The organism is Shewanella sp. DW31, assembly GCF_015767295.1.
Classification (GTDB): Bacteria; Pseudomonadota; Gammaproteobacteria; order Enterobacterales; family Shewanellaceae; genus Shewanella; species Shewanella oncorhynchi.
Window position 1 is genome coordinate 83054 of the sequence record NZ_JADWMP020000013.1, and the last position, 15583, is coordinate 98636.

14 protein-coding genes are annotated in these 15583 nt (G+C 46.1%); all 14 read left to right on the forward strand.

What is annotated here, in order from left to right; translation table 11 throughout:
• Position 1 precedes the first annotated feature (1 nt).
• The 14 genes from mshL to GWI56_RS12550 all read left to right on the forward strand — a co-directional run bounded on the left by mshL (position 2) and on the right by GWI56_RS12550 (position 15568).
• A complete protein-coding gene (mshL, locus tag GWI56_RS12485) occupies positions 2 to 1684 on the forward strand; it encodes a pilus (MSHA type) biogenesis protein MshL (RefSeq protein WP_198573054.1) in 1683 nt (560 codons plus the stop codon).
• 6 nt (positions 1685 to 1690) lie between these two features.
• On the forward strand, positions 1691 to 2599 hold the full coding sequence (locus GWI56_RS12490) for an AAA family ATPase (protein ID WP_198573055.1): 909 nt from the start codon (positions 1691 to 1693) through the stop codon (positions 2597 to 2599).
• Positions 2596 to 3909, forward strand: a complete 1314-nt coding sequence (locus GWI56_RS12495; protein WP_198573056.1) for a tetratricopeptide repeat protein — start codon at positions 2596 to 2598, stop codon at positions 3907 to 3909. Before GWI56_RS12490 ends, GWI56_RS12495 begins: the two co-directional genes overlap by 4 nt.
• Entirely contained in the window at positions 3906 to 5666 is a 1761-nt protein-coding gene (locus GWI56_RS12500) for a GspE/PulE family protein (protein WP_113940085.1), read from the forward strand. The genes GWI56_RS12495 and GWI56_RS12500 overlap by 4 nt, the downstream gene beginning before the upstream one ends.
• A gap of 2 nt (positions 5667 to 5668) precedes the next feature.
• The gene (locus GWI56_RS12505) at positions 5669 to 6889 is read left to right on the forward strand and encodes a type II secretion system F family protein (RefSeq protein WP_126491075.1); all 1221 of its coding nucleotides are present in this window, start codon (positions 5669 to 5671) and stop codon (positions 6887 to 6889) included.
• Positions 6890 to 6939: 50 nt separating this feature from the next.
• Positions 6940 to 7434, forward strand: a complete 495-nt coding sequence (locus GWI56_RS12510; protein WP_198573057.1) for an MSHA biogenesis protein MshF — start codon at positions 6940 to 6942, stop codon at positions 7432 to 7434.
• 76 nt (positions 7435 to 7510) lie between these two features.
• Positions 7511 to 8128 (forward strand): type II secretion system protein, encoded by a 618-nt coding sequence (locus tag GWI56_RS12515; RefSeq protein WP_105251278.1) that lies wholly within the window; start codon positions 7511 to 7513, stop codon positions 8126 to 8128.
• A gap of 64 nt (positions 8129 to 8192) precedes the next feature.
• Positions 8193 to 8711 (forward strand): prepilin-type N-terminal cleavage/methylation domain-containing protein, encoded by a 519-nt coding sequence (locus GWI56_RS12520; RefSeq protein ID WP_198573058.1) that lies wholly within the window; start codon positions 8193 to 8195, stop codon positions 8709 to 8711.
• Positions 8712 to 8725: 14 nt separating this feature from the next.
• Positions 8726 to 9235: a prepilin-type N-terminal cleavage/methylation domain-containing protein gene (locus GWI56_RS12525; protein WP_198573059.1), complete on the forward strand. Its 510-nt coding sequence runs from the start codon at positions 8726 to 8728 to the stop codon at positions 9233 to 9235.
• Positions 9236 to 9407: 172 nt separating this feature from the next.
• The gene (locus GWI56_RS12530; RefSeq protein ID WP_198573060.1) at positions 9408 to 9905 is read left to right on the forward strand and encodes a type II secretion system protein; all 498 of its coding nucleotides are present in this window, start codon (positions 9408 to 9410) and stop codon (positions 9903 to 9905) included.
• Entirely contained in the window at positions 9895 to 10425 is a 531-nt protein-coding gene (locus tag GWI56_RS12535; protein ID WP_198573061.1) for a type II secretion system protein, read from the forward strand. Before GWI56_RS12530 ends, GWI56_RS12535 begins: the two co-directional genes overlap by 11 nt.
• Positions 10425 to 11297 carry a type II secretion system protein gene (locus GWI56_RS12540; protein WP_198573062.1) on the forward strand — a complete coding sequence of 291 codons (873 nt, stop codon included), beginning with the start codon at positions 10425 to 10427 and terminating at the stop codon, positions 11295 to 11297. The genes GWI56_RS12535 and GWI56_RS12540 overlap by 1 nt, the downstream gene beginning before the upstream one ends.
• Positions 11287 to 11790, forward strand: a complete 504-nt coding sequence (locus GWI56_RS12545) for an MSHA biogenesis protein MshP (RefSeq protein ID WP_198573063.1) — start codon at positions 11287 to 11289, stop codon at positions 11788 to 11790. The genes GWI56_RS12540 and GWI56_RS12545 overlap by 11 nt, the downstream gene beginning before the upstream one ends.
• Before the next feature lie 28 nt (positions 11791 to 11818).
• Positions 11819 to 15568, forward strand: a complete 3750-nt coding sequence (locus GWI56_RS12550) for a DUF6701 domain-containing protein (RefSeq protein ID WP_198573084.1) — start codon at positions 11819 to 11821, stop codon at positions 15566 to 15568.
• The last annotated feature ends 15 nt before the right edge of the window (positions 15569 to 15583 follow it).

The window sequence follows — 15583 nt, forward strand, 5'->3', positions numbered from 1 at the left end:
GATGAAAGCGATTAAATACTTTACACCTCTGCTCTCACTTTGCCTTGTGGCGTGTCAGACCACAAATAGGCCACAGCCGGAGGCGAGTAAGGCGGAATTAGCGGCCTCAATGGCGACGGCAACGGCATCAACTACGCCACCGCCTGCGACTATGCCGGACGCGGTTCAGCGGGAATTGAATTCAGGCGCATTGCTATCAGGTTTGACCCCCACATTGGAAACTGAGCGTCGTTTCGATGTATCAGCCCACGATGTTGATGCTAAAGTATTTTTTCCAAGCTTAGTCCAAGGTACACCACTGAGTGTCGCCGTACATCCTGACGTGCAAGGTACGATCTCATTATCCCTTAAAGGTGTGACATTAACTGAAGCAATTCAAGTGGTTGAGGATATCTACGGCTACGAAGTGAGTCGCGAAGGGCGCATCCTAAGAGTGTTTCCTGCTGGGATGCGTACCGAGACGTTTCCGCTGAATTATCTCTACATGGAACGCGATGGCTTATCTGTGACGTCAGTGAGTTCAGGACGGATTTCGGATAGCAATAATTCCAATAGTAATTCGAACAATAACAATTCAAACAATAGCGGCTCGAATAATAACAATAATTCGAACAGCAGTAATGGCAATAACTCGAGCAGTAATGGCGGTAGCGATAGTAGCAACGGTACTTTTATCCGTTCGCGTACTAAGACAGATTTTTGGGGGGACTTGAAAGAGACATTATCCTCGATAATCGGCGAAACAGGTGGCGGTCGTCAGGTTGTTGTTACGCCGCAGGCGGGTTTAGTGACCATTCGTGCTTTTCCTAGTGAATTACGTCAAGTGCGTACTTTCTTAAATTCCGCAGAAAGTCATTTGCAGCGCCAAGTGATTTTAGAAGCGAAGATCCTCGAAGTCACCTTATCCGATGGTTATCAGCAAGGTATCCAATGGGATAATGTGCTGGGACATGTTGGCAATACGAATGTGAATTTTGGAACATCAGCTGGCCCTGGTTTAAACGATAAAATCACCTCGGCGATTGGTGGTGTGACCTCGCTGAGTATTAAAGGTTCTGACTTTACGACCATGATCAACCTATTAGACACCCAAGGTGATGTGGATGTATTGTCTAGCCCAAGGGTGACTGCATCGAATAACCAAAAAGCGGTGATCAAAGTCGGTACTGATGAGTACTTTGTCACCGACGTTTCATCGACCACAGTTGCGGGTACAACGCCTGTGACCACTCCACAAGTCGAGCTTACGCCATTTTTCTCGGGCATTGCCTTAGACGTTACGCCGCAAATTGATAGTGACGGCAATGTGTTATTGCACGTGCATCCATCCGTTATCGATGTGAAAGAGCAGACTAAAGACATCAAAGTGAGTGACGCTTCGTTGGAGCTACCTTTAGCGCAGAGTGAAATTCGTGAGTCTGATACTGTCATCCGCGCCGCCTCCGGTGACGTAGTCATCATCGGTGGCTTGATGAAGAGTGAAAATATTGAAGTGGTATCGCAAGTGCCTTTGTTGGGTGATATTCCTTTCCTCGGTGAATTGTTTAAAAACCGTAGTAAGCAGAAGAAGAAAACCGAGCTTATTATTCTGTTAAAACCTACGGTAGTTGGCGTTGATACCTGGAAAACTGAGCTACAACGTTCTAAGACCTTATTAGATCGTTGGTATCCGGAGACAAAGTAAGCTTCTATGTATCAGAAGCATTTTGGCCTAAGCCAACCTCCATTTTCACTGACACCCAATACCGGATTTTTTTTCGGCCTGTCGCCACATGTGGAAGCCTTGCAAGTGTTGCAAACCGCGCTGCAAACGGGCGAAGGCTTTATCAAGGTGACAGGGGAGGTGGGGACTGGTAAAACGTTGATTTGCCGCAAGCTTATCAACGAATTGCCGAGTCAGTTTCATTGCGCATATTTGCCTAATCCTTATCTCACTCCTACTGAATTACGTTGGGCGGTAGCGAGTGAGCTGGGCCTTAAATACACCAGCAATATCGACCAGCAGCAACTCACTGGACTTATTCAACAGCAGCTTTTAGCCTTGAGCGCCCATGGGCACGCCATCGTATTGGTACTCGATGAAGCGCAGGCATTGCCGGACGACAGTCTTGAGGCGCTGCGGTTATTCACTAATCTGGAAACCGAGACACGCAAATTATTACAGGTAGTGTTATTTGGGCAACCCGAGCTCGATGACAGGCTTAAACGCCAAGAATTTAGGCAATTAAGACAGCGTATTACTTTTAGCTACAACCTTCGCCCACTAACATGGGATGAAACCGACGCTTATCTTCGCCACCGATTAGCTATCGCTGGGCGTGCGGGCGAACCACTCTTTACATCACGGGAAACACGTCAGATAGCCTATGCGTCCCGAGGGATCCCCAGATTGATCAATATTCTTGCCCATAAAGCCTTGTTATTGAGTTTCGGCGAAGGCGCTACTCGTGTGCAAACCTCCCACGTTAAAGCCGCAATTCAAGACACCGAAGATGCAAGTGTTCGCCGATTATTATCGTGGAAATGGTTGCCTTTTTTCACTTTGATGACAGTGGCTTTCGGTTTGGGATTACAACACTTTTTCAGGGGTGTTGTATGAGCGTGATCAACAAGATGCTGCAGGATCTCGACAAGCGTCAGCAGGGGCATGAGCTCAGCAACGTGGCTCAGCCACAGGTGCAATATTTAGCTCGCAGGCGGACTCCGTCTAACGGGCTGCTGCTCTGTGGTGTGTCATTGCTATTCGGTGGCGCTCTGGTTTATGGCTGGCAACTTTTCATGGCAAAGCCTGCTGAAGCGACTATTTCGGCTCAAACAAATGGGCAAAATGAATCTACTCAGACTCAAATCGAGCCTGTGCAGGTAGACAAGATTACTTCGAGGCAGCATTCAGCAAGCGTCGTTGTCGTCGAAGAACCGCTTAAAGTTGCGACGACGCAGGAGTTTACGACTAAGAATGAAGAGCTTGAACCCAGTGTCGACGACGTTGTACTTAATCAGCCGCAAGAATTTGAATCAGAACATGATGTTGAACAAGAGTCACAACGGCAACAAGATGAGAGCTCAGTACTCGCAGATGGCCTAGTCAATACGTCAAGCGAGCCAAGCCATTCACAGTCAAATCGTGTGACATCGAGTGTGCGAAGCGCCGAGGTCACTGCTGCCGCACCCTCTGCATTAATGATGTCAGAACGTGCCAGTGTTGCCGCCGATAATGAACTTAACGCGAGCAATGAGCTTAAAGTACAAGAAGTTAAAGCTGATGCAGGCACTAATCGACTCACGCCCCAACAGCAAGGGCAAATGGCGATTACTGAGGTGAAGTTGACCCCAAAGCAGCTGGCGCAGAAGCGGTTCACATTAGCGAATGAGGCTGAAAGGGATGGCAAACTCAAAGATGCCATTAGTTATTATGAGCAAACATTAGGCTTTGATCCCAGTATGCATGAAGCGCGCAAGCAGTTAGCTGCGCTGCATTATGGGCAAGGTCAATTAGCCAAAGCCAGTGAAGTGTTACTGCAAGGCATGCTGTTATTCCCACAGCAGTTAGACTTTGCCTTATTGCTTGCTCGGGTTCAGCAAGCCTCTGGTCAGGCTGATCTCGCATTAGTGACGTTAGCCAACATACCTGACACGCATCCACTGGCGAGACAAAAGTGGATGGCACAATCGGATTTAGCGCAAAAGTTAGGACAGTTTCCGTTGTCAGAACAAGCCTATAGACAATTATTGCAACAAGAACCTCAACAGGCTAAATGGTGGATGGGGCTGGCCTATGCGCTCGATTCGCAGCAGCAATTTCCCCAAGCACGCCAAGCCTATCGGACTGCTTTAGGCCATAGAGGCTTATCGGCGCAGGCGAGTGCCTTTATTGAACAACGTTTGACTCAGCTAGGAGATAGCCAATGAAACCCAGATTAAAAATGCGTTTGGGCGATCTGTTAGTTCAAGAAGCCATTATTACTGAAGCGCAGTTGCAACAGGCGTTGGCCGAGCAGCGCAATACGGGCAAAAAACTGGGTCGTACTCTGATTGATTTGCAATCGATTACCGAACATCAGTTACTGCAGTTCTTGTCGCAACAATTGAATGTGCCTTTGCTGGATATCAGTAAAATGCCTATCCCTGCGGAAGTGGTGCATCTTATTCCTGAGGTGCAAGCACGACGTTTCCGCGCTTTAGCGGTTGAAGACCGGGGCGATAGCGTATTGGTTGCAATGAGCGACCCCGCGGATTTGCAGGCGCTCGATCACCTCGAAATGCTTATCGCACCTAAGCGTTTGAAGTTAGCGGTAGCGCCCGAGCAGCAACTGCTGCAAGCGTTTGATAACTTATATCGCCGTACAGACCAAATTGCTCAGATTGCCGGTAAACTCGAAGAAGAATACGCTGCCGACGAGATGTTCGATTTAGCCAGCCTCACGTCGGGCGATAGTGACAATGAAACCACAGTGGTTAAGTTGCTGCAGTCGATTTTTGAGGATGCGGTGCAAATGCGCGCCTCGGATATTCATATCGAACCCGGTGATAAAGCCTTACGTATTCGCCAGCGTATCGATGGTCAGCTACATGAAACGATTCTGAATGAAGTTAATATTGCTGCCGCTTTAGTATTGCGACTTAAGTTGATGGCGGGTCTTGATATTTCCGAAAAACGTTTGCCGCAGGATGGTCGTTTCCATATGGAAATCAAAGGTCATCATATCGATGTGCGTATGTCGACTATGCCGATTTACCACGGCGAATCTGTGGTGATGCGTTTGCTCGATCAATCGGCGGGTTTATTGACCTTAAACGAAACCGGTATGCCGCCTGCTATTTTGGCGCGTATTCGTAAACAGATTAAACGTCCCCACGGCATGCTACTGGTCACAGGTCCAACGGGTAGCGGCAAAACGACCACCTTGTACGGTATTTTGAGCGAGCTCAATACCGCCGACCGTAAGATCATCACGGTCGAAGATCCAGTTGAATATCAATTGCCGCGGATCAACCAAGTACAAGTTAACCATAAGATTGGCTTAAACTTTTCAAATGTATTACGCACCACCTTACGTCAAGACCCCGATATCATCATGGTGGGGGAAATGCGTGACCAAGAAACCGTGGAGATTGGTCTTAGGGGGGCATTAACGGGTCACTTTGTGCTATCGACCCTGCATACTAACGATGCGGTCACCAGTGCGCTGCGTTTACTCGATATGGGCGCTGCGAGTTATTTAGTTGCTAGTGCCTTAAGGGTGATTATTGCCCAGCGTTTAGTGCGCCGTGTCTGCCATAACTGTGGGGTAGAGTATCAACCGACACCGCAGGAAAAAGCCTGGCTGAGTAGTGTGAGCCGCAAAGATTTTACCCATGCGAATTTTAGAATTGGCACGGGTTGCCAGAGTTGTAATGGCAGTGGTTATCGTGGGCGGATCGGTATTTTTGAAATCCTCGAGCTAGACGAAAAGATGATCGATGCTATGCGTACTGGTAATCCGCAGGATTTTGCCAGAGCCGCGTTGCAGAGCCCTAACTTCACCCCACTCGCAGAGTCAGCTTTGCAATATCTGAGCGAAGGCATGACGACGATTGAAGAGGTCGCTAAGTTGGTGGAAGACGTAAGTGAATCTCAGATACCTTTGTCGAAGGATATTATTAGCCAACAAGGCGTTGAGGCGTAATTATGCCAATTTATCAATACCGTGGACGCAGTGGTCAAGGTCAATCCGTTACGGGACAATTGGATGCCGCGTCGGAAAGTGCCGCTGCTGACATGCTATTGGCGCGTGGCATTATTCCCCTTGAAGTCAAAGTCGCCAAAGTGGCTAAGTCGTTCTCACTGACTAAGTTATTTGGTGGCAAAGTCGCGTTAGAAGAATTACAGATTTTTACTCGACAAATGTACTCCTTGACCCGTTCTGGCATTCCTATTTTGCGGGCAATAGCAGGCTTATCTGAAACGGCGCATTCCCAGCGAATGAAAGATGCGCTTAATGATATTTCTGAGCAGCTCACCGCAGGGCGCCCCTTGTCATCATCCATGAATCAACATCCCGATGTGTTTGATTCTTTGTTTGTTTCTATGGTGCACGTGGGGGAGAACACGGGTAAGTTAGAAGATGCCTTCATTCAACTTTCAGGTTATATCGAGCGTGAGCAAGAGACGCGGCGACGAATTAAATCGGCCATGCGTTATCCCATGTTTGTATTGATTGCGATTGCGCTCGCTATGGTGATCCTCAATATCATGGTGATCCCTAAGTTTGCCGAGATGTTTTCTCGCTTTGGCGCCGACTTGCCGTGGGCGACAAAAGTGTTGATTGGTACATCAAATCTATTCGTGAATTATTGGGCGCTGATGTTGGTGGCGCTGATTGGTACTATCATTGGCATTCGTTACTGGCACCATACGGAAAAAGGCGAGAAGCAGTGGGATAAGTGGAAGTTACACATTCCCGCCGTAGGGTCGATTATTGAGCGTTCGACGTTAGCCCGTTATTGTCGCAGTTTCTCTATGATGCTCAGTGCGGGCGTACCGATGACGCAGGCCTTAAGTTTAGTGGCCGACGCGGTAGATAATGCCTATATGCACGACAAGATAGTCGGTATGCGCCGTGGCATAGAGTCTGGCGACTCTATGCTGAGGGTATCGAATCAGAGCAAGTTATTTACGCCACTAGTGCTGCAAATGGTGGCTGTGGGCGAAGAAACGGGGCAAATCGATCAATTACTCAATGATGCGGCAGATTTCTATGAGGGCGAAGTAGACTATGATTTAAAGAATCTTACCGCGAAATTGGAGCCAATTTTGATCGGTTTTGTGGCCGTGATTGTCTTAGTGTTGGCCTTGGGGATATATCTGCCAATGTGGGATATGCTCAATGTGGTCAAAGGCGGCAAGTAAGCGATATGGATAATATTTATTTCCTATCTTATACGTGGGACTGAGGTTAAATGCAGACTCAGCAAAAGGCTGAAAGCGATCTATTACGTATCTATGGACGTATGATCGCCATTGGAATTGTATTGGTTATCATGGCGGTGATCGGAGCTAAGTACTTTTTTACGCTACCACAAATAGCGGCTCGTGGATTGGAAGTGGAACACGCTCGTTTTTTAAATGTGCTGGTGATGGTGCGTTCCCAGTGGTTGTCTTTGGGTAAGCCGGCGCAATTGCAGTTGAACTGGGAGATATTTGATAATCCCTCCTTAGAAACTGAGTTGAGTGTTGTCGATATCAATGATTTAGGATGGCCACAACCTAAGCACTTAAATGATCAAGGCTGCCAATATTTGTGGCAAGAGTTAATGGGCGCTGAAACTGATAATTTAGGTCTTGAGGCGGATTATTTGGCTAAGGATAATAGCTGCCACTATCGGTCTAAAAATGGCGATAGTTTAGGCTATCAACTGAACTCTGGCAGGGTCATTTTTTTGACTGCTCCGTAAAATATTGTTAACTCAATGGCTTTTTAAAATTGATTTAACTGTTAGAATAAAATTTCTGAGGTCTGGGGACATATATATGAAAACTAAGCAAACAGGGTTCTCATTAATCGAACTTGTGATTGTGATTGTGATTTTGGGTTTACTCGCCGCAACTGCGATCCCACGATTCTTAAATGTCACCGATGATGCTGAAGATGCCAGTGTTGACGGTGTTGCGGGTGGTTTATCGACTGCAGTGAGCTTTGTGCGTTCTCAGTGGGAAGTTGATGGGCGTCAAAATAGCAGCGTTATCCTCGACGGTAACACAGTAAATGTCGATACACGTTTTGGCTATCCAACGGGAACTTCAGTAACCAGTGCGACCGCTATGACAAATGCCAGTTGCCAAGAAGTGTTTAACACTGTGTTGCAGAGTGCTCCACGTAACGTATTATTTAACCAAGATGCACGTAATCAACGTTATACCGCTCGTGTTATTAACGCCGCAGGCGGCAGTGCTAACTCAATTACTGGCGCAGTCGTTGCAGGTTTAGATTTATGTGTTTATCACCAAGTAGCTTCACTGGTGCTAAATCAAACGAATGGTGTACCCACTCCGGCTCCCGATTTAACAACGGTAGGTGCTAAGGGAATAGTGTATAACCCAGGCACAGGCAGAGTATTAAGCTTCACCCAAACACCATTTGTACCATAGAAACTAAAGCGTCATGCTTAAGTTAATCAACTTTTTTGTAAAGTTATTGAATAGGTAATTAAGAATGAAAAGACAACAAGGTTTTACCTTAATTGAATTAGTCGTAGTTATTATTATTTTAGGTATTCTTGCTGTCACAGCGGCACCTAAGTTTATAAATTTGCAAGGAGATGCCCGTAAGTCGACAGTCGAAGGCGTTAAGGCTGCGTTGCAAGGTGCAAATACTCTTATTTATTCAAAGGCAGCCATCCAAGGCTTGGGTAAAGCTGCTGATGAAAGTGTTGTTATTGGTAAAAATGGTGCTGCAGATATTGTAGTAACAGCTGATTTTGGTTACTTGAATAGCAAGACTAGTTCTGCAGTTGTTCAAACTAACCTTGAAAAAGCCTTGGATATGAAATTTGATGCATTGGCGACTGACACTGTAGGTACAGCGAATGACTTTGGTGTTGTGTACAAGAGTGCAACATCTTTTATTATTGTTCCTAAGGGAAAGAAAGACACTGATGCCTGTCGTTTAGAATATACACCTGCAACTAGCACTACATTACCTGTGTATTTAGTTGTAGCTACCGCGTGTTAATGGAGTTTCGCAGAATGAAAAAGCAAAATGGTTTTACACTAATTGAATTAGTAGTTGTTATTATTATCTTAGGGATTTTGGCTGTGACTGCGGCGCCTAAATTTATCAATCTACAATCAGATGCTCGAGCTTCAACCGTTAAAGGTCTAGAAGCTGCGATTAAAGGTGCGGATACGCTTATCAACTCAAAGTCTTTAATTGCAGGTAATAATACTGTTGCCGCTTCAGCAACTACTTTAGTTACTGTTGCTACAGGCAAAACAGTTTTGATTAATTATGGTCATGCCACACCTGTATGGACTGGTTCCTTGGAAAATGCTTTGGATATTAATGCTGCTGCTAGCGGAACATCAAGTGAGTGGATCTATCTGGAAGATAGTGCAAGTAAGAGCATTTATTTCTATCCACGAGGACAAATTAGTCCTTTAGCAGCAACTGCTCCTGGTACATGTTACGTGCAATACATTAATAATCTGACTTCATACGGTCCAATTACAGTGACTCCTGTAGTAACAGGCTGTTAAGTCTATTAATATTTAAAGGCCTGCCTAGCAGGCCTTTTTTTTAGATAAAATACGGTTCTTACATGATGTTAAATAAATGAGTCCGCCAAGAGTTTTCCGACATTTATTTGCGTTAATCATATCGTTGGCAGAAACTGAACCTAGTACATGAAATCAGCAATTAACGCGAGTGATGCTTAAATTCTCTATGTCAAAACAGGCTGGATTTACCTTAGTAGAATTAGTAACGACCATCATCTTGATTTCAATTCTTGCTGTGGTTGTACTGCCACGCCTGTTTACTCAGTCTTCCTACAGTGCCTATAGTTTACGTAACGAGTTCATTAGCGAGCTGCGTCAAGTACAGCAAAAAGCGCTCAATAATACCGACAGATGTTTTCGTGTAACTGTTTCTGGCACTGGCTATCAAGTGAGTCAATTCTCTGCCCGAAATGGGGCGGTTTGTTCTGGTACCGCATTATCGCCAAACCCGCTTTATACCCAAGCTTTTCAAGGTGGTGCTCAATTAGTGCTAGTGAGCACTAACAGTCCTAACAGTAGCAACTTCAGCCTCGATTTCGATATCAATGGTAGAACTTCGTTGGCTTGTAATGGGCCATGCATTAATGTAATTGCTAATGACACTGTGATGATTAATATATCCTCCGAGGGCTATATTTATGCGAAGTAATGCTCTCTCTAAAGGCCATATTCAAGCCCGCCTGTTGGGTTTTACCCTTATCGAATTAGTCATTGGTATGTTAGTGATTGGCATTGCAATAGTGATGCTAACCAGCATGTTATTCCCCCAAGCTGATCGTGCGGCCAGTACCTTACATAGAGTACGCAGTGCTGAGCTTGCACATTCGGTGATGAATGAAATCTGGGGTAAACGTTACGATCAAAACACTAATGCCAATGGTGGCACACCAGCCTGTGGTAGTCCGCTCGGTAGTAATTGTTCAACGTCATTAGGCCCTGAGTTCGGTGAGAGTCGTAACAACTTTAACGATGTGGATGATTACAACGGCTTAAATGAAACCGCGACTATGCTCAATTCGACCCAAACCTATGCAAATGCTTATCCTAACTATCGCTTAAGCGTCACCGTTGCTTATGGCGCAGTGTCCAATACTAAGCTAGTGACGATTAATGTGACTACGCCCGACAACGAAGTGATTACTTACAATATGGTGAGGAGTAATTACTGATGGCCTCACCTTTATCTGCGGTTAATAAAAAATCCACACTAGGTTTTACCTTGGTCGAGATGGTCACTGTTATCTTGATTCTGGGGATTCTCGTGGTCGGGGTGAGTAGTTTTATTATTTTTGGTACGCGGATTTTTGTTGAGTCGAGTTCAGTCGATCAAGTGCTAAGTCAGAGCCGTTTTGCCGTTGAGCGAATGACCCGTGAGTTGCGTAGTGCCTTGCCTAATAGCCTGCGAGTTAATACCGATTCGCTGACCTATCAATGTGTTGAGTTTGTGCCTATCGAAGCCAGCACGACTTATCTAACCATGCCAATAGTGCCAGCTGCCGCCGCGAGTACTGGGATAGTTATTCTAGATAATACCGCGAGTGCGATTCGCGTGAATCAATTTGCTTGGATCTATCCCTTGATTGACGCCGATGTGTATAGCAGTACGCGACAAAAACGAGCACAGGTTAAAACGATTGCGACTTCGCCTTCCCCTTTGGAGCATCAAGTGACGCTGACGTTTACTGCGCCAACACGTTTTGCTGAAGCATCACCACGGCAGCGAATCTATTTTGGTTCAAATCCTGTGAGTTATTGTTTTGAAAAAGAGCCAAGCGGTAATGATTTGCAAATCGTGCGTTATGCTGGTTATAACTTTAATGCCGTTCAGCCAAATCCTGCCGCTATGCCTGCCACTATGGGCTCGGGCGTGCTAATGGCGCAAAGTGTGGCAAATGTTTTAAATAATGGTGCTGATTTACCGCTGATTTTAACGCCATCTAGCCTAGTGAATAATGCTATGGTGCATTTACAACCGCGGTTTAATGTAAATGGTGAGACGTTCCAATACCGACATCAAGTGCAGGTGATCAATGTCCCTTAATTTATATCGTCAATCGACAGGTCATCACTCGGTCATGCGGATCTTACCCAGAACATTACTAGCAAGGTCGCAACGAACTGCTTTACCTGCGCGTCAACGCGGCAGTGCATTGATTATTGGCGTGTTTGTGATCACAGTGATGTTTCTACTGGCGTCAGCCCTGATCAATATTGTGCAGGATGGCGATACAGGTCTTACCCAAGAGGTGTGGGGCACGCGAGCCTTCGCCGCCGCGAATAGTGGCGCCGATGCCGCATTGGCACAATTATTCCCGCTAAATGCAGCTGCGAACGCTACGGCGACATGCACAAGTGTTTCAAGCTCTTGGACGCCGCCCGATGTCGTCGGCTTTCATGCTTGCGCGGTGACTGTGTCTTGCGACGTCTATAAGGTAGGCGCCGTCACTCAATATCTAATTGAAAGTACAGCGGTATGCGAAAGCGGCGAGACCCGTGTTAGCCGACAAGTTGAGGTAGAAGCCCGTGGGAACTAAGTTATCAAAAATGGTATTTAACAAAATAATGGCCAAATTCCCATTAATCCTTTTACTCCTAATCACGGCATTTACATCCCATTTGGCGAAAGCTGATTGGACTAAAACCTTTATAGAAGGTGTAAACAATTACGATAGAAACGGTTCAATTACCTTCAACAGTTCTTATTTATACAATGCCCCTAATAATGCAGGTCGTTGGTATAGTGACTTGCCAACTTATAACTATTTTCAAGGAGGAAACAGCTTTGACAATTTGTGTGTAACATCTAACAACTCTTATCGTTGGTGTCGTTCTGGAGACTATATTGCAACTTTACCTTCTAATCGTGTTGATTTTTCTCAGTGCACTTCTTCAAGCCCTGACAATGTAGGGCCCCCCACGTGGGATAACACGCGAATTAATGTAACTGAAGGTGAGTATAATAATATTGTTCTTGATGGAGGTTCAGATAAAACAATTCGGTTCGTTAGCAATAATGGCGTGTATAAGATGAAGTCGCTTACTGCTACTTCGGGCCGTATTGAGCTGGCTGCTGGACAATATTGGATTGAGAATTTATCTATTAATGACGGTGTAACTCTGGTATTCCCATCAACTGGTACCGTGTCATTTTTTATTAAAAATAACTATAGGCATTACAACTTAAACACAGTTGGGCAACCAGAAAAATTTCTCATTTATAGCTACTCAAATTTCACTCTCAATGGAGGGGCATATCTTAAATCCTATGTTGTTGCTGAAGGGAATGCGGTGCTAGAGGGGAGTTCCTCTTTGGAAGGAGCTATTACTGCTAGAAATATTAGTTTAGGTGGCAATAGTAGTATTAAATTTGACGATAATGCAGCAAAGATTGATGTTGTTCCAAATTGTAATCCTGCACCTGTTTTACAATGCTTTAACGATAATTTCTCCCAAAGCACTTTGAGTAATGACTGGGTTGTTTCTAAAAGTAGTGGAGGATTTACCCCTTCTATCCAAGGCGGTCGATTACGCTTAACCGAAGCTAAATCTGACCAATCTACGGCATCTACCTATCAAAGACTCTTTCCTGGAAAAGCTAACTTAGTGGAGATCCAGTTTGATCACTATGCCTATGGTGGCAATGGTGCCGACGGCATTGCGGTAGTGTTATCGGATGCTTCTATAACGCCGCAGCCTGGCGCCTTTGGCGGTCCATTGGGTTACGGTTATAAACCTGGTATTAATGGGTTCGCGGGTGGTTGGCTTGGGTTTGGTATTGATGAGTTCGGTAACTTCTCTGGTGAAGGCGGTAGTTCTAATGTCGGCCAGCGACGCCAGTCCGTTGCGGTTCGCGGTTCGGGTGTCGGCACGTCAGGGTATAATTATTTACGCGGCGCTTGTAGTAATGGCACTACTAATACGAACGGTAGTTGCTTATCGCCTGCGGTAGACGGCAATAATGTGTCGCCTGCGCACAGGTATAAAATCACAATTGATTCGCAAGCCGCGAATCAATCTATTGTGAAAATTGAGCGTAATATAGGTTCTGGTTTTGTGACTTTAGTTCCCGCATTTAACGCCGCAGCACAAAATGGTCAGGCGGCCATTCCAAGTGATTTTTTATTGTCTTTAACGGGCTCAACGGGGGGCTCAAATAACAACCACGAAATCGATAACGTGCAAATTTGTGCGTTAAAATCGAATCCTATTGGTGCTCAGATCGATCATTTTGAGTTTGATCATACGGGTCAAGGTCTGACCTGTAATGCTGAGACGGTAACGATTAGAGCCTGTGCAAATGCGAGTTGTAGTCAACTCTTTACTGCACCACTTAGCGCAACCTTATTACCTGATTCTGTGGCAGATGGCGTATGGGTTGGCGGTAATCAAGTGAGTTTTAGCGGTGGCACAGCGCAACTGCAACTGAGGCGAAATACTCCCGGTGTAGTGACTTTAGGGGTGAAGGGCTCTAATCCCACCACCAAACCCTTAAGCAAAACCCTTTGCCGTATTGGTAATGGTGGCTTGAGTGAAAACAATTGTTCACTCACCTTTGCCGACAGTGGTTTTGTATTCGATGTACCCGATAAGCGTGCGAATCGCCCCGAGCAAGTGTTAGTCAAAGCGGTGAAAAAATCCGATGTGACGAAGCAGTGTGTCCCAAGCTTCCAAAGCCAGACCAAAACGCTGAATTTCTGGAGCAGTTACCAAACGCCAAGCGCGCCTATCTCGCCTAAAGCCGTCACCATCAACAATACGGCAATTAGCACATCAAGTGCCTCGCCTACGGCGGTGAACCTGCTGTTTGATACCAACGGGCAAGCAAGCATTTCAGTAAATTACCCTGATGCAGGTAAATTACAATTAGATGCAAAATATACAGGTACTGGTGATGAACAGGGCTTAGTCATGGCAGGTTCAGACCAATTTGTCAGCGTACCCGCGGGATTGTGTGTTAAGCCTGTGGATGCCAGTGCCAGTGCCAGTTGCCCAAGTGCGAATATGAACTGCAATGCTTACCGTAAAGCCGGACAAAGTTTCGGTATGACAGTACAAGCAATGGCATGGGAAAAAGACGACGATAAGGACTTTTGTTCGGGCAACTTACCCACGCCTAACTTTAGCGATGCGCAGATGAAGCTTGCCAGTAAAGTCGTTGCGCCAAGCATTGCCAGTGGCGGCCATGATGGGGCGTTAGGCGTGGCATCCTATAGCCACTCGGCACAGGCCAATAATCTCAATACCTTAACTAATCAGACGATTAGCGAAGTGGGGGTATTCCAAATTGCGGCGCAGGCGAGTCCTAACTATTTAGGGACGGCAAGCAGCTTAAATATTCCAATTGGCTATTCTGCTAATATTGGCCGTTTTGTGCCCGATAGATTTTTAGTCAGTAACGTATCGGTCATACCCGCCTGCGGCGGCTTTAGCTATATGGATCAGCTGTTCCCTATGTCGATGGAGCTCAGTGCTTTAAATATCGCGGGGGATATAACGAAAAATTATTTCCCGCCATTTTCCCTCGCCACGGCAAAACTGGTGGGAGAAAACAACAATAATGGTGTCGATTTACAGAGTCGCTTAAGTGACTTACGTATAAAGGCTGATAGTTGGAATCAAGGTGTGGCGACGGTCGATGCTTCTTACCAAGCTAACTTTAGTCGGGTGACCCCAAATGTGGCGACGAATCTGTATCAGGATGGCCCCTTCGAGCTGCTCGATATTGGCGTGCAATTGATGGATAACGATCCTCGGCCGAATGGGCTTTACAGCTATGTGGCCTCACCAGACATGGATGCGGCATCTACAGGCACTTGCACTAACTGTAATGCTAAGAAAATCAGCACTCAAACCCTTCGTCATGGCCGTGTGGTGATGGATAACACCTATGGTCCTGAGACAGAAATACTGCGTATGCCGACTCGAGCCGAATATTGGAATGGCAGCAGTTGGGCCTTAAATACTGCCGATAACTGCACAACGGCAGTGTATGCTTTGGGTTCGCAGGTTGATCATTCCGCTCTGGGTTACAATTTTGATCCCGACTTAGTGGCGGGACAAAGTGTTGTGCGTTCTGGCGGGACTGCAACATTCCAAGCTGGCCAATTTGAGTTGCTTTGGCAAGCCGTTACAACAAGTGGGTTGCCATACCGCGGCCAAGTGACGGCGCCCTTGGATGTGCCGACATGGCTAGAATGGTACTGGAATTGGAATGGCGTATCGCCAACAGAGGTCACTGAACCGCGGGCAAGTGCGTATTTTGGTCGTTATCGAGGGCATGACAAAATAATCTATTGGCGTGAGGTAAACTAATCTGAGTTCTTTCTC

Bases quoted from the DNA above. Each gene is read 5' to 3' on its own strand.
- mshL (WP_198573054.1), top strand. From the start codon at position 2: ATGAAAGCGATTAAATACTTTACACCTCTGCTCTCACTTTGCCTTGTG.
- GWI56_RS12490 (WP_198573055.1), top strand. From the start codon at position 1,691: ATGTATCAGAAGCATTTTGGCCTAAGCCAACCTCCATTTTCACTGACA.
- GWI56_RS12495 (WP_198573056.1), top strand. From the start codon at position 2,596: ATGAGCGTGATCAACAAGATGCTGCAGGATCTCGACAAGCGTCAGCAG.
- GWI56_RS12500 (WP_113940085.1), top strand. From the start codon at position 3,906: ATGAAACCCAGATTAAAAATGCGTTTGGGCGATCTGTTAGTTCAAGAA.
- GWI56_RS12505 (WP_126491075.1), top strand. From the start codon at position 5,669: ATGCCAATTTATCAATACCGTGGACGCAGTGGTCAAGGTCAATCCGTT.
- GWI56_RS12510 (WP_198573057.1), top strand. From the start codon at position 6,940: ATGCAGACTCAGCAAAAGGCTGAAAGCGATCTATTACGTATCTATGGA.
- GWI56_RS12515 (WP_105251278.1), top strand. From the start codon at position 7,511: ATGAAAACTAAGCAAACAGGGTTCTCATTAATCGAACTTGTGATTGTG.
- GWI56_RS12520 (WP_198573058.1), top strand. From the start codon at position 8,193: ATGAAAAGACAACAAGGTTTTACCTTAATTGAATTAGTCGTAGTTATT.
- GWI56_RS12525 (WP_198573059.1), top strand. From the start codon at position 8,726: ATGAAAAAGCAAAATGGTTTTACACTAATTGAATTAGTAGTTGTTATT.
- GWI56_RS12530 (WP_198573060.1), top strand. From the start codon at position 9,408: ATGCTTAAATTCTCTATGTCAAAACAGGCTGGATTTACCTTAGTAGAA.
- GWI56_RS12535 (WP_198573061.1), top strand. From the start codon at position 9,895: ATGCGAAGTAATGCTCTCTCTAAAGGCCATATTCAAGCCCGCCTGTTG.
- GWI56_RS12540 (WP_198573062.1), top strand. From the start codon at position 10,425: ATGGCCTCACCTTTATCTGCGGTTAATAAAAAATCCACACTAGGTTTT.
- GWI56_RS12545 (WP_198573063.1), top strand. From the start codon at position 11,287: ATGTCCCTTAATTTATATCGTCAATCGACAGGTCATCACTCGGTCATG.
- GWI56_RS12550 (WP_198573084.1), top strand. From the start codon at position 11,819: ATGGCCAAATTCCCATTAATCCTTTTACTCCTAATCACGGCATTTACA.